The following is a 13,109-nucleotide window of genomic DNA, read 5'->3' as shown; positions in this document are numbered from 1 at the left end:
CCTGATGGCCGCGCCATTGGCGGCCCAACAGCAGCGCGCGCAGGACTTCACTCTGCCGCCCGGCCCCACGCCGACGCCGACAGTGGAAGGCCCGGTGGACGACACCGGCCCGGTGCCAGTGCGCCCGCGCGTCATTCCGACGTCTACACCCACTCCAACGCCCGTTCCGACAACCCCGCCGGAAGTGACGCCCACGCCCGCACCCTCGCCGAGTGCGGAATCAACCAGACCACAAGCAGCACAGCGCCAAGCGCCTGCCGCTTCGCCCAATCAGTCGGCAGCACAGCCACCAGCACCCGTTCCATCGCCCTCACCCAGCCCGTCCGCGCTTGAGGAGCTGCCCAGTTTTACACCTGAGCCGATCGCTCCGGCGAGCCCGGAAGTTCCGGAAGTGGGCCTGCCATCGACTGAAGCATCCGCCACTCTCCCGCAATGGTGGCCGTGGGCAGCGGGCCTGCTGGGTGCCCTGCTGGCCGGGCTAGCCGGCGGCTGGTGGATCGCGCGGCGGCGCGCACCAGTGCAAGCGCCGACTATCGAACGACCGGTGGTTGCGTCTCCACCTGCGCATTCTCCGGATGCCGTTGCACCAGCGCGGATCGCCGCAACGCTCGAAGTCGAGCAGCTTACCCGCAGCTTCATGGCGCTGACGCTGAAATACCGGCTTACCCTTGCCAACCGATCCGACCGGACCTTGCGCGATCTTGCCGTTTCAGCCGATCTTGCCAGCGCCCGGCGCAACCTGCCGGTGGAGCAACAAATTGCCACCGCTGAGACAAACCTGCCGACAAACGCTGCGCTCGATCGGCTCGGGCCGCATCAGAGTGCAACCGTAAGCGGCGAATTGCGCTTGCCGATCAGCGCAGTGGAACTGTTCCAGCAGGGGCAAGTGCCGCTGTGCGTGCCGATGGCCCGCCTGCGGATCGAAGGCGAAGGAATGGAACCCCACCTCGCCACCTATCTCGTCGGGATTGGATCAGGCGTAGCGGGTGGCAGGGTGCATCCGCTGCCTCTGAACGGCCCGCCGGGCAGCTACGACGGGGTGCAAGTTCGCCCGCTCGACTGAAACGGGTGCGCCAACCCTCTCGACGCGGCGCCTATGCAGCGCTAGTCCCGAGGGCGATGGATAGTCTCGTTTCCACGGGATGGCTTGCCGAGCGGCTGGGCGACGCCGATCTGGTTGTGCTCGATGCATCGCGTCACCTGCCCGCCGCCGGGCGCGACGCGAAGGCCGAATATGCCACCGCCCATATTCCAGGCGCGCGTTTCTTCGACCTGGCAACTCTGGTCGATGACACTTCCGACGTGCCACAGGCGCTGCCCCGCCCCGAGCAGTTGGCGATGGAGCTGACGAAATGCGGTGCCAGCCCCGCCAGCCGGATCGTGTTCTATGACGATTCCGCGGTGAAGACGGCGGCACGCGCCTGGTTCCTGTGCCGCGCGCATGGCCTGGCAAATGTCGCAATCCTCGATGGCGGTCTCGCCAAGTGGAAGGCAGAGGGTCGCCCGCTCGACAGCGACGAGCCGACAGTTGCGCGGGCATCTTCGTTCTCGCTCCCGGCGCCCGCGCGCATCCGCTTCAAGGCGGATATGCTCGCCAATCTCGACAGCTGCGCGGAGCAGGTGCTCGACGCGCGCGACAAGGGGCGTTTCAGCGGCACAACCGTGGACACCGTACACGGCCAACCGACCGGGCATATTCCCGGTTCGTGCAACCTCCCCTTCGGCCAGCTCTACCGGGACGATGGCACCTTCAAATCCCCGGCCGAATTGCGCAAGGCCTTTTCCGACGCCGGGATCGACCTCGGCCAGCCGGTGGTGACCACTTGCGGCAGCGGCGTAACCGCCTGCGTCTTGCTGTTTGCCATGCACCTCGCCGGCCATGACGACACCGCGCTATATGACGGCAGCTGGCTCGACTGGGGCAGCGATCCGCGCACGCCCAAGGCCACGGTCTCGCTGTGAGCAAGGATCGCAAGGAGCACGGACCGGCTACGAAGCTGGTCGAAGCCGGGCGCAAGCGGGAATGGACCGGGCCGGTCGTCAATCCACCGGTGTGGCGCGCCAGCACGCATCTTTATGCCAGCGAGGCTGACCGCAAGGCGGCCGTGGGCGGCAACGAAGACGGCACTTTCTATTACGGGCGGCGCGGCGCCCCAACGCAATGGGCGCTGGCCGAAGCACTGACCGAGCTGGAGCCGGGCGCCCAAGGCACGGTGCTCTATCCCAGCGGGGTCGCCGCCATCGCCGGTGCGCTGATGGCGGTGCTGCGGCCGGGCGACGTGCTGCTGTTGAGCGACAATTCCTATGAACCGAGCCGCCTGATGGCGCAGGGCCTGCTCAAGAAGTGGGGAGTCGAACATCGCTTCTTCGATCCGCTGAACATCGATGCCTACCGCGCAGCCTTTTGCGACCGCACCCGCGCAGTGTGGCTCGAATGCCCGGGCAGCCTGACCATGGAGGTGTCCGATGTGCCTGCTATGGCGGCAATCGCCCGCGCACATGGTGCGATAAGCCTGATCGACAACACTTGGGCTACGCCGCTCGGTTTCCCTGCACTGCAACATGGCTGCGACATCAGCGTGATGAGCCTGACCAAGCACGTCGGCGGCCACTCTGACCTGATGATGGGTTCGGCCAGTGCCGGCGAGCGCTGGTACCGCGCCCTGCGCATCACGAGCCAGCAGCTTGGCCAGGTGGTTTCGCCCGACGATGCGGCGCTGGCGCTGCGCGGCCTGCGTACCATGGGCGTGCGGCTCCAGAAATCGACCGCGAGTGCGGTCGAAATCGCCTCCTGGCTCGCACAGCGGCCCGAAGTCGCGCATGTTTTATGCCCGATGCTACCTGCGGACGCAGGCTGTCAGCTGTGGAACCGCGATTTCAGCGGCGGCTGCGGGCTGTTCAGCTTCGTGCTGAAGGGTAGCGATGAAGCGGCGCGCGCGCGGCTGGTCGACGCGCTCGAACTGTTCGGTATCGGCTACAGCTGGGGCGGCTTCGAGAGCTTGGCCCTCCCGTTTGATCCGGCATCGATCCGAACCGCGAGCAATTGGCCCCGCACTGGATGGGACCCGCAAGACCGGTTAGGCGTTGAGACTCTCGATAGGTTTGGAAGACCCGCAGGATCTGATCGCAGATCTCGCGCAAGGCTTCGCTGCAATGAAAGCATAATGACAACAACTGCCCCGCCCACCCCCGCCGCAACCGAAACTCCGCCCCCGCCGGGCCAGGCATGGAGTGTCGCAGAGACCGCCCCACCCGAAGCGCAGGACGCCGTCGTCGCTTCGCAAGGATTGAAGGAAGCGGTTGCGTCCAAGAGCGAGACGGCCGGCAGCGTTCTGGAGTCGCTCGATTCCTGGGCATTGACCTTGGGCGATACGCGGATCTCCGTTTTGGACGCGCTGGTTGTGATCAGCGTGATCGCGCTGGTGATCATCGGGGCATGGTTGCTAACTCGGATCAGTGGCCGAATTGTCCGCCGCGCAACCCGCCTTGATGATACCCAGCGACTGCTGGCGCAGAAAATCTCCACTATCGTCATCTGGGCCGCCGCATTCTTCGTCGGTATCGACATGCTGGGGATCGACCTGACCGCGCTGGCGGTGTTTTCCGGCGCTTTCGGCCTCGCGATCGGTTTCGGTCTGCAGAAGACTTTCGGCAACCTTATCGCGGGGATCATCCTGCTGATGGACAAGTCGATCAAGCCTGGTGACGTGATCGCCGTGGCCGATACCGCAGGTAACGAAACTTTCGGCCAGATCCGCCGGATCGGCATTCGCGCGGTTTCCATCGTTACGCGGGACCAGAAGGAATATCTGATCCCGAACGAGAACCTGATGATCAACCAGGTCGAAAACTGGTCCTATTCCTCGCGCAATGTGCGAGTGCAGGTACCGGTCGGTGTCGGTTATGCCTGCGATCTGGACCTGGCGGAGAAGCTGATGCTCGAGGCTGCCAAGCAAAGCAGCCGCGTGCTCAAGTCCCCGGCACCAACCGCGTGGCTGCGCAACTATGGCGAGAGCTCGGTCGATTTCATCATCCAGATCTGGATTAATGACCCGGAAGAAGGCGTGGGCAATATCCGCTCCGAAGTGCTGAAAAACCTGTGGCGGCTGTTCAAAGAGAACAATGTCGAGATCCCCTTTCCGCAGCGCGACATCAACCTGCGCAATAACGAGCAGTTCGAACGGCTGATCGATGCACTGGCGAAGCGCGAGGAATCGCGTTCCAAATCATAAATTTAAGCCCGGTTACAATTGACCTGCATAGCTTTGCTACGCGTCCCGAAATCCATTCTCGCTGGCGGCGAAGCGGCCAATCGCTCATTTCGCCGCCATGGCACAAACCGGAACTATCTATCTTGTCGGCGCAGGGCCGGGCGATCCCGACCTGCTGACCTTGCGCGCCGCGCGGCTGATCAACCGCGCCGAGCTCATCGTTCATGACGGGCTGGTAGAGCCCGCGATCCTGGCGCTGGCCGGTCGCAATGCGCGCTTTGTGAACGTAGCAAAGCGCCGCTCGCACCACACCCTGCCGCAGGAAGAGATCAATGCGCTGCTGGTACGCGAAGCACTCGCCGGGCGCGATGTCGTGCGGCTGAAGGGCGGCGATCCACTGATTTTCGGGCGCGGCGGCGAGGAAGCCGAAGCCGCCCGTGCGGCTGGCGTTCGGGTCGAAATCGTGCCGGGCGTAAGCGCTGCCAATGGCGCGGCAGCCGCAGCGCAAATCGCGCTGACCCATCGCGAAGCTTCCAGCATCGTCAGCTTCGTCGCTGGCCAGTGCAAAGGGCTGAGCGAGCAGGATTGGAGCGGGCTGGCCGGCAAGGGCCGCACGCTGGTGATATATATGGGGGTCAAGACCGCTCCGCAGATCGCCGAGAAACTGATGGCTGACGGCCTTGCGCCCGACATGCCGGTCGCCGTGATCGAGAATGCCGCCCGTCCGCAGATGCGGGTATTGCGCGGCTTGCTGGCTGGCCTGCCGGACCTGGTCACGCTCCACCGCGTCAAGAGCCCCGCCCTGATCGTGATCGGGGAAGTGACCGCGCGTGAAGATGCCACGCTTGCGGCACTGGCTCAGGAGGCTGCGCAATGAAGATCCTGACCGGGAATGACCTGAAATCGGGCGCGGTGGTGTGGTGGGACGGCACCGGCTGGTCGTTGCATGTCGACCACGCGGTCGATGTCGGCGATCGGGCCGATGAGATCCTCGCGCGCGAGCAATCCGCCCGGCGCGTCAATGCGGCCTATGCGATTGACGCAAGCCGCGATGAAAGTGGCGTGCGCCCTGCGCACATCAAGGAGCGCGTCCGCGCCCTGGGCCCCACCGTGCGCCCCGACCTGACCCTTAAACCCGCCGATCCCGATATCGGCAATTGGGTGATCTGACATGTACCGTTACGATTCTTACGACCAGGCCATGGTCGATACCCGTGTCGAGGAATTCCGCGACCAGACGCGCCGCCGCCTGGAAGGCAAGCTGAGCGAAGACCAGTTCAAGCCGCTGCGCCTGATGAACGGCCTCTACCTGCAATTGCATGCCTATATGCTGCGCGTCGCGATCCCTTATGGCACGCTGAGCTCGGCACAGATGCATGCGCTGGCCGACATCGCCGAGAAATATGACCGCGGCTATGGGCATTTCACCACGCGGCAGAACATCCAGTACAACTGGATCAAGTTGGAGGAAGCGCCCGACCTGCTGGCAGACCTTGCCAAGGTCGAAATGCACGCGATCCAGACCAGTGGCAATTGCATCCGCAACATCAGTTCGGATCATTTCGCCGGTGCAGCGGCTGATGAGCTGGTCGACCCGCGCCCCTATGCCGAGCTGCTGCGGCAATGGTCGAGCTTCCACCCTGAATTCAGTTTCCTGCCGCGCAAGTTCAAGATCGCGGTGATAGCCAGCGATACCGATCGCGCGGCGATGAAGCTGCACGATATCGGCATCCAGATCGTCGAGCAGAACGGCGAACTGGGCGCGGCATTCTATGTCGGTGGCGGCATGGGGCGCACTCCGATGATCGCGCCCTGCATCCGCGAATTCGTGCCGCTTGACCAGCTGGTGACCTATGCCGAGGCCTGCCTGCGCGTCTACAACCGCTATGGCCGGCGCGACAACAAGTACAAGGCGCGCATCAAGATCCTGGTTCACGAGCTGGGCAAGGACGAATACGCGCGGCAGGTTGAAGAGGAATTCGCGCACCTGTTGGCGCAGGGGATCGAACCGCCACTCGCAGAGCTGGAGCGGATCAAGCCCTATTTCGCAGACCCGGCTTTCGAAACCGGCCTGCCGACCGAGATCGACCGTTCGGACCCGGACTTTGCGCTTTGGGTCGATCGCAACACCCATCCGCACAAGGCGCCGGGCTATGTCAGCGCAGTCATCAGCCTGAAGCCCGTGGGCGGGATTCCCGGCGATGCCTCGACCGCGCAGATGCATCTGATGGCGGAGCTTTCGAAGGAATTCAGTTTCGATGAAAGCCGCGTCACGCACACGCAGAACATCGTGTTGCCGCATGTGAAAATCGCAGACCTGCGCGCTGTGTGGACCAGGCTTGATGCTGCGGGGCTGGCCAATCCAAACCTCGACACGATCGAGGACATCATTGCCTGCCCAGGCCTCGATTACTGCAGCCTGGCCAATGCGCGTTCAATCCCGATCGCCCAGAAGATTTCGGAACGATTTGCGGCGAAGGGCCGGACCGGCGAACTGGGTGAGCTCAAGCTCAAGATCTCGGGCTGTATCAATGCCTGCGGGCATCACCATGCCGGGCACATCGGTATCCTCGGCGTCGACAAGAAGGGTGTCGAGAACTACCAACTGCTGCTCGGCGGCAGCGAGGCGCAGGATACGTCGCTCGCCAAGATCACCGGCCCCGGCTTTGACGAAGCCGGCATCGTCGATGCGGTCGAAACCGCGACCGAAGTCTACTTGTCCCACCGCATCGAAGGCGAGCGGTTTCTCGATACCTATCGTCGCATCGGCATGGAGCCGTTCAAGGAGGCGCTTTATGGCTAAGCTTGGCCTCAGGACCGCTGCGCGCGCAGCGACGCCAGTTCCTTTCGACAATGCGATTGCGGGCGGCGATGCCCTAAACGGAGGCCTGGATGGCTGATACTCTCGGCACGTCACCTGACGAAGTGCAATTCCGCTTCCGCGACGATGAAGTGGTCGATCACGGCACCGTCACCGTCGACAGCTTCCTCGACCAGTCCAACGCATCGGCGGTGCGGATCGAGCCAGGTGATGACGCACGCGCGCTGATCCCGCATCTTGACCGGATTGCGCTGGTTGAAGTCAATTTCCCGGTGTTCGGCGATGGCCGTGGCTATTCCTCGGCACGGGTCCTGCGCGAGGCCGGATACACCGGCGAGCTGCGCGCGGTGGGCGACGTGCTGATCGACCAGCTGGCCTATATGCGGCGCTGCGGGTTTGATGCCTTTGCCCCCGATGTGCCGCTCGATCCTGTCGATGCCGAGGCGGCTTTCGCCCGGTGGGACAATGTATACCAGCACGCCGCCGATCGGCGCAGCCCGATCCCGGACCTGCGCCATGGCTGATTCAACAACAGGCGCGCGTGCAGTCGACCGGATCGACACTGGCCCTCGTTTTACGGAGGACCAGGCCTATCGCCTCAACCGAATGTTCCGCGGTTCATCGACCGAGGAAATGCTCGAGGCCGTGATCAAGGACGGCCTGGCGGGCGATGTCGCTGCGGTTTCCAGCTTCGGCGCGGAAAGCGCTGTGCTGCTGCACCTGATCGCCAGCATCGATCGCAACGTGCCCGTGCTGTTTCTTGAAACCGGCAAGCATTTCCCGGAAACGCTGTCCTATCGCGATATGCTGGTCGAGCGGCTGGGCCTGACCAATCTGATCAACCTCTACCCCGATCTCGACGAGTTGCAGGCGAAGGACGAAACCGGGCTGCGCTGGTCATACGATCCGGATGGCTGCTGCGAAATCCGCAAGGTGAAGCCGCTGGCCAAGGCGCTCAGTGAATTCGACGCCAGCTTTACCGGGCGCAAAGCCTTCCAGTCCTCCACCCGGGCGAATTTGCCACGCTTCGAAATCGATAGCTCCGATGCGCAGGGACGGCTCAAGATCAATCCGCTGATCGATTGGGATGCAAGCCACATCGCCGCCTATTTCGTGATGCACGATCTACCGCCGAACCCGCTGGTGGCGCAGGGCTTCCCTTCGATCGGCTGTAGCCCCTGCACGCACAAGGTCGCGCCGGGTGAAGACCCGCGCTCGGGCCGGTGGAAGGGTTGGGACAAGACCGAATGCGGCATTCACACCCCGCTGACCGAGGATGGCGAGCTGCCGCCGGGCTACGAACCGTTCCTCTAATGCGAAAAAGGAAGGGCACCGCATCGGCCATCTTGCCGGCGGTGCCCTTCGCTAGATTTGGGACTGATCAGGCCGCTGGGCGGGTGATCGTTGCGGTTTCACCTGTTTCCCGGTTGGTCGACAGATAGACCCCGTCTTCCATCCGCTCGTCAAAGCAGCGTTCGGTCGCACCTTCGGCGTCAGGTGTTTCGCACCAGACAGCTTGCGACTCCTGCCTCCAAGTACCTGTTTCGACGACGTTGCCATCGGCATCGGTGGTTGCGTAGGTGCCGTCTTCCTTGGCTTCAAAGGTAATCGTGCTCCCGTCGGCGAGGGTTACATTGTAGACGCCGACCGAAGGCAGGCCGTCTGCGGCGAGGCTGACTTCGGCCGCCGCTTCTTCAGTGGCTTCAGGTTCTGGAGCAGGTGCCGGTTGCGAGCACGCGACAACGGTAGCCAGAGCGGCTACGGCAATGATCTTTTTCATGAATTTTCCCTCTTCGTGACTTGTCTATCGACCGTTGCCGATAACACGACTCGCGACCCCGAGCGGAACTTAGGCCTGCCCAGTCACAATCGCCAAATGCTATCTGTTACAACCAGCCTTCGCGCTTGTACCAGGCAGCGGTGGCCTTAAGGCCAACGTCGCCAGGGATACGCGGCTGCCAGATCGTTTCAGGCACCTTGCGGTCTGATCGCGACACCCAGTTGGGATGGCACATATAGCCCACACGGTCCTGCGTCAGCCGAGCCTTGGGCCCGCGCAGCAGCCGGTCAATCCCTGCCGCCCCTTGCAGCACCGCGCGCGGCAAGTGCGGCGCAAACACACGCCGCCCCACCGCCTCGCCGATTGCGTCAGCCAATTCCTTGTGGCTCCAGCCGCCTTCGCGGGCGTCGTCCGGCTCGAACATGCGCTTGCTCACCAGCGCCGGCTGGGCATCGACCAGGTCGACCAGCAGGCGGGCCAGATCATGGACATGGATGATCGAACTTGCCCCGCCTGGCGGCAGCGGCACAAAGCCGAGCTTCGCAGTGCGGAACATTTCGAAATAGTCGACATCGCGCGGGCCATAGACACCCGGTGGGCGCACGATGGTCCAGTCCAGTCCGCTCTGTTCGACCAGCTTCTCTGCCTCGGCCTTGGATGCTCCATAGGCGGACAACTGCGGCTCGCGCGCCGATAGCGAGGAAACGAACACAAAGCGCTTCACCCCGGCCTGCCGTGCAGCCGACAGGACATTGGCAGTGCCAGCGACATTGGCCTCGGCAAAATCACGCGGGTCGGGGGTATTGGTGAGGCCGGCGATATGGATCACCGCGCGGGTGCCAGCGACAAGGTGGCCCAATGCACGCGTATCATGCAAGTCGCCCATGACCCATTCGACCCGCGCATGCTGATGATCGGTCGCGCGCCGCACCAGCGCTTCGGCTGGCAGATTGCGCTCAGCCAGGATGTCGAGCACCGCCTGGCCCACGAAACCGGACCCGCCGGTAAGGGCCAGCGGCATTTCGCCGCTCAAAGCAGCACCATGTGATCGCGATGAACCACCGCCGCACGCGGCGCATAGCCGAGCCGGTCATGCTGGTCCTCAGCGCGCTTGCCGGCAATCGCCTGCACTTCATGCGCGTCGTACTCGGCGAGCCCCTGTGCCAGCTCTTCGCCGCGAATGGTCACGATCTTGACGAGGTCTCCGCGGCGGAAATTGCCCGAAACCCCAACCACGCCTGGGGCAAGCAGGCTGGCCCCCTTGCGCAGCGCATCGGCGCAGCCGCCATCGACCCGCAGGGTGCCTGCCGGGGCCAGCCGCCCGCCCAGCCATGCCTTGCGCGCGGTGTCGGCGCGCTGCGGGACGAAGATCGTGCCGCGCCCTGCGCCAGCAGCCTTTGTTATCGGTGCGTCATGCGTGCCGTTGATGATCGCCAGCACGATCCCCGCCCGCTCGGCGATCTGTGCGGCCTGCAGCTTTGAGGTCATCCCGCCCGAACCCATGCCCGAGGAGGATGCGCTGCTGGCCATGGCCAGGACTTGCGGCGTAATGCCTTCCACCCGCGCGATCAGTTGTGCCTCGGCTGCACGTGGATCGCGGTCATAGAGGCCATCGACATCGCTCAGCAGCAACACCGCATCCGCGCCCGCCGCCTGCGCCACCCGGGCGGCCAGCCGGTCATTGTCGCCAAAGCGGATTTCCTCGGTCGCGACGCTGTCATTCTCGTTGATCACCGGCACCGCCCCAGCCTCAAGCAGGCGCGCGAGTGTAGCCGAAGCATTGAGATAGCGTCGCCGATCCTCGAGATCGCCCAAGGAGAGCAGGATCTGCGCGGCGGTGAGGCCATGCGCGCCCAGCTTTTCAGCCCAGAGCCCGGCGAGCGCAATTTGGCCGACCGAGGCTGATGCCTGGGCATCGGCCAGGCTGCCCCGGCCCCCGCCTGCCAGCCCCAGCCGCGCCGCGCCCAGCGCGATCGCGCCCGAGCTGACTACGATCACTTCCGTGCCGCGCTGGCGCAGCCCTGCCAGATCGCCGGCCAGCGCCGCCAGCCAGTCAGCCCGCGGCTCGCCCGCCTTGACCAGCAGCGCGCTGCCCACCTTCACCACCACTCGGCGGCAAGCAGCCAGATCGCCGATCGACGCAAAGTTCATCGGATCAGATTGGCGACCATTCGTCGCCCTCCTCTCCGTCGACCTCCTCGACTTCCTGCCCCTTGGTCTCGGTCGCGGTCCGGTCAGGCAGGTAGCCCAGCACGGCGTCCATCAGCGCGTCGATCCCCTCACCGGTCGCGCCCGACACGGCAAACACATCGTCCGCCCCGGCGGCCTTCAGTTCCTTGACGAATTCTGCCGCCAGTTCGGCATCGGCGAGATCGATCTTGTTAAGCGCCACCAGGCGCGGCTTGTCATCCAAACCTCCGCCATAAGCGGCGAGCTCTTCCTCGACGATCCGCATCGCTTCAACCGGGTCCTGGTCACCGGCGCCGGTGATATCGATCAGGTGAATCAGCACGCGGCAGCGTTCGATATGGCCCAGGAAGCGGTCGCCAATCCCGGCCCCGTCCGCTGCCCCCTCTATCAGGCCCGGAATGTCCGCCAGCACGAATTCGCGGCCCCGGTGACGGACAACGCCCAGCTTGGGCACCAGCGTGGTGAAGGCGTAATCGCCAACCTTGGCTTTGGCGTTCGACACAGCATTGATGAAGGTCGACTTGCCGGCATTGGGCAGGCCGACCAATCCGACATCGGCCAGCAGCTTCAAACGCAGCCACACCCACATCTCTTCACCCGGCATGCCCGGCTGGTGCTGGCGCGGGGCGCGGTTGGTGGCAGTCTTGTAACTGGCATTGCCGCGCCCGCCGATCCCGCCATGCAGGAACACCTCGCGCTGACCGACCTCGGTAAAGTCAGCCAGCACCTCTTCGCGGTCTTCGGAAAGGATTTGCGTGCCGACCGGCACCTTGATCACCAGATCGAGCGCAGAGGCGCCGGTGCGGTCCTTGCCCATGCCATGGGCACCGCGCGATGCCTTGAAGTGCTGGGTGTAGCGGAAATCGATCAGCGTATTGAGGCCAGCCACAGCTTCGAACACGATGTCTCCGCCCTTGCCGCCATTGCCGCCATCGGGGCCACCGTATTCGATATATTTCTCGCGCCGGAAACTGACGGCGCCGGGGCCGCCGGCACCCGATTTGAGATAGATCTTGGCCTGGTCAAGGAAATGCATGGGCCTCCCCTATGCATTTCCACGCCAGAATGCGAGCGATTTGGCGTCTAACTAAAGCGTGATCCGCAAACCGGCGATTGCCGTGCGGCCCGGACTGACAAAGCTGAACACCTGCTCGTAAGTCTCGTCAAACAGGTTCTCGACCCGGCCGAAGGCGCTGATCCGGTCAGTAAGCTTCGCTTCGGCGGCGAAATTGACCAGAGTATAGCCCCCCAAACGCTCGATCACCGGAATGAAGCTGGGATCGGTGAAGGCCACATCGTCCGTCGCGCCATTATGCCGCACGATCAGCGTGGCCGAACCAGTGTCACCGGGCGCGCGCCAGGTCAGTACAGCTGAGGCAATATTGCCGGGGCGGCGCACTTCCTCCACGCCGTTTTCCTTGGCGTCAAGGTAGGTGTAGGCCGCGTCCAATGTGACTTGCGGGCCAAGTTGCGCGCTGGCGCTCAGTTCGACGCCTTTTTGCTTCGACAGCGTGTCGCGATTGGCCGGGGTGGCGATGAAATCGGGCGCCGGGAAAGTGGTGAAGATCTCGTCTTTCAAGCGGCTGTCGAAATAGGTGGCGGAAAGCTTGAGCGCGCCGCCGGCCAGCGACTGGTCGATTCCCACCTCCCAGCTTTCGGACTTCTCCGGCGAAAGGTCTTCATTGCCGATAAAACGCCCGTCGAAAAAGCCGAACAGCTCGAAAAAGCCGGGGTTCTTGATGCCGGTGCCGTAGAATGCGCGCAGACGGGTGCTTCCCCCACATCATAGCCTGCGCCAAGGCGGAAGGTCGTCGCATCGGCGAAACGGTCATTGATATCGCGGCGGATCGCCGCCGAGAGATCGACACCGGGACCGGAATAGCGATACTCGGCGGACAGCCCGACATTCTCGATCGTTCGGCGCCCGGTGAACGCGAAATCGAACGGATCGTCATTGCGGGATCGTTCGCGCTCCCAATCGGCTGCGAAGGTGAGGTAGTGAAGCTCTTCCAGCTTCGCCGCGCTGACATAGGACGCCTTGAGCCGGTCGCCATCGCTGCCGGATGTGCGGCCGAACGGACCGAAAGTGTCGCGGGCAATATCGGCG

At 63.9% G+C, this 13,109-nt stretch carries 13 protein-coding genes and 1 pseudogene; 9 read left to right on the top strand and 5 right to left on the bottom strand.

All coding sequences use genetic code 11. From position 1 onward, the window contains the following. Window positions 1-4: 4 nt before the first annotated feature. The 9 genes and pseudogenes from G6N82_RS12830 to G6N82_RS12790 all read left to right on the top strand — a co-directional run bounded on the left by G6N82_RS12830 (window position 5) and on the right by G6N82_RS12790 (window position 8,346). Complete coding sequence (locus G6N82_RS12830; RefSeq protein ID WP_206520205.1) at window positions 5-1,063, top strand: hypothetical protein; 1,059 nt, start codon at window positions 5-7, stop codon at window positions 1,061-1,063. 56 nt (window positions 1,064-1,119) lie between these two features. Continuing rightward, window positions 1,120-1,962, top strand: coding sequence for a sulfurtransferase (locus G6N82_RS12825; RefSeq protein ID WP_165197025.1), 843 nt, complete (start codon window positions 1,120-1,122; stop codon window positions 1,960-1,962). After that, window positions 1,959-3,165, top strand: a pseudogene (gene metC / locus G6N82_RS12820) (cystathionine beta-lyase). Before G6N82_RS12825 ends, metC begins: the two are co-directional and overlap by 4 nt. Continuing rightward, entirely contained in the window at window positions 3,165-4,232 is a 1,068-nt protein-coding gene (locus tag G6N82_RS12815) for a mechanosensitive ion channel domain-containing protein (RefSeq protein ID WP_165197023.1), read from the top strand. Before metC ends, G6N82_RS12815 begins: the two are co-directional and overlap by 1 nt. A 97-nt stretch (window positions 4,233-4,329) precedes the next feature. Continuing rightward, on the top strand, window positions 4,330-5,088 hold the full coding sequence (cobA, locus tag G6N82_RS12810; RefSeq protein ID WP_165197021.1) for a uroporphyrinogen-III C-methyltransferase: 759 nt from the start codon (window positions 4,330-4,332) through the stop codon (window positions 5,086-5,088). Beyond that, window positions 5,085-5,381 (top strand): DUF2849 domain-containing protein, encoded by a 297-nt coding sequence (locus tag G6N82_RS12805; protein WP_165197019.1) that lies wholly within the window; start codon window positions 5,085-5,087, stop codon window positions 5,379-5,381. Before cobA ends, G6N82_RS12805 begins: the two co-directional genes overlap by 4 nt. A gap of 1 nt (window position 5,382) precedes the next feature. After that, entirely contained in the window at window positions 5,383-7,014 is a 1,632-nt protein-coding gene (locus G6N82_RS12800) for a nitrite/sulfite reductase (RefSeq protein ID WP_165197017.1), read from the top strand. 89 nt (window positions 7,015-7,103) lie between these two features. After that, the gene (locus tag G6N82_RS12795) at window positions 7,104-7,556 is read left to right on the top strand and encodes a DUF934 domain-containing protein (protein ID WP_165197015.1); all 453 of its coding nucleotides are present in this window, start codon (window positions 7,104-7,106) and stop codon (window positions 7,554-7,556) included. Beyond that, a complete protein-coding gene (locus G6N82_RS12790) occupies window positions 7,549-8,346 on the top strand; it encodes a phosphoadenylyl-sulfate reductase (RefSeq protein WP_165197013.1) in 798 nt (265 codons plus the stop codon). The genes G6N82_RS12795 and G6N82_RS12790 overlap by 8 nt, the downstream gene beginning before the upstream one ends. Before the next feature lie 67 nt (window positions 8,347-8,413). Here the strand turns inward: G6N82_RS12790 and G6N82_RS12785 are convergent, their stop codons facing one another. From G6N82_RS12785 to G6N82_RS15080, 5 genes are all read right to left on the bottom strand, one after another. Further along, the gene (locus G6N82_RS12785; RefSeq protein ID WP_165197011.1) at window positions 8,414-8,812 is read right to left on the bottom strand and encodes an NADP-dependent isocitrate dehydrogenase; all 399 of its coding nucleotides are present in this window, start codon (window positions 8,810-8,812) and stop codon (window positions 8,414-8,416) included. Between the two features lie 106 nt (window positions 8,813-8,918). After that, window positions 8,919-9,833, bottom strand: a complete 915-nt coding sequence (locus G6N82_RS12780; protein ID WP_165198241.1) for an NAD(P)H-binding protein — start codon at window positions 9,831-9,833, stop codon at window positions 8,919-8,921. Window positions 9,834-9,841: 8 nt separating this feature from the next. Continuing rightward, a complete protein-coding gene (gene proB, locus G6N82_RS12775; protein WP_165197009.1) occupies window positions 9,842-10,963 on the bottom strand; it encodes a glutamate 5-kinase in 1,122 nt (373 codons plus the stop codon). A 4-nt stretch (window positions 10,964-10,967) separates the two neighbouring features. Further along, window positions 10,968-12,038 (bottom strand): Obg family GTPase CgtA, encoded by a 1,071-nt coding sequence (gene cgtA, locus G6N82_RS12770; RefSeq protein ID WP_165197007.1) that lies wholly within the window; start codon window positions 12,036-12,038, stop codon window positions 10,968-10,970. A gap of 51 nt (window positions 12,039-12,089) precedes the next feature. Continuing rightward, the gene (locus G6N82_RS15080; RefSeq protein ID WP_241255267.1) at window positions 12,090-12,719 is read right to left on the bottom strand and encodes a TonB-dependent receptor; all 630 of its coding nucleotides are present in this window, start codon (window positions 12,717-12,719) and stop codon (window positions 12,090-12,092) included. Window positions 12,720-13,109 lie beyond the last annotated feature (390 nt).

This window comes from Altererythrobacter sp. BO-6 (assembly GCF_011047315.1).
Lineage (GTDB): Bacteria > Pseudomonadota > Alphaproteobacteria > Sphingomonadales > Sphingomonadaceae > Erythrobacter.
This window is presented reverse-complemented; position numbering and strand designations above follow the sequence as displayed.

Excerpts from the sequence above, each read along its gene's own strand:
- G6N82_RS12830 (WP_206520205.1), top strand. The coding sequence starts at position 5 with ATGGCCGCGCCATTGGCGGCCCAACAGCAGCGCGCGCAGGACTTCACT.
- G6N82_RS12825 (WP_165197025.1), top strand. The coding sequence starts at position 1,120 with ATGGATAGTCTCGTTTCCACGGGATGGCTTGCCGAGCGGCTGGGCGAC.
- G6N82_RS12815 (WP_165197023.1), top strand. The coding sequence starts at position 3,165 with ATGACAACAACTGCCCCGCCCACCCCCGCCGCAACCGAAACTCCGCCC.
- cobA (WP_165197021.1), top strand. The coding sequence starts at position 4,330 with ATGGCACAAACCGGAACTATCTATCTTGTCGGCGCAGGGCCGGGCGAT.
- G6N82_RS12805 (WP_165197019.1), top strand. The coding sequence starts at position 5,085 with ATGAAGATCCTGACCGGGAATGACCTGAAATCGGGCGCGGTGGTGTGG.
- G6N82_RS12800 (WP_165197017.1), top strand. The coding sequence starts at position 5,383 with ATGTACCGTTACGATTCTTACGACCAGGCCATGGTCGATACCCGTGTC.
- G6N82_RS12795 (WP_165197015.1), top strand. The coding sequence starts at position 7,104 with ATGGCTGATACTCTCGGCACGTCACCTGACGAAGTGCAATTCCGCTTC.
- G6N82_RS12790 (WP_165197013.1), top strand. The coding sequence starts at position 7,549 with ATGGCTGATTCAACAACAGGCGCGCGTGCAGTCGACCGGATCGACACT.
- G6N82_RS12785 (WP_165197011.1), bottom strand. The coding sequence starts at position 8,812 with ATGAAAAAGATCATTGCCGTAGCCGCTCTGGCTACCGTTGTCGCGTGC.
- G6N82_RS12780 (WP_165198241.1), bottom strand. The coding sequence starts at position 9,833 with ATGCCGCTGGCCCTTACCGGCGGGTCCGGTTTCGTGGGCCAGGCGGTG.
- proB (WP_165197009.1), bottom strand. The coding sequence starts at position 10,963 with ATGAACTTTGCGTCGATCGGCGATCTGGCTGCTTGCCGCCGAGTGGTG.
- cgtA (WP_165197007.1), bottom strand. The coding sequence starts at position 12,038 with ATGCATTTCCTTGACCAGGCCAAGATCTATCTCAAATCGGGTGCCGGC.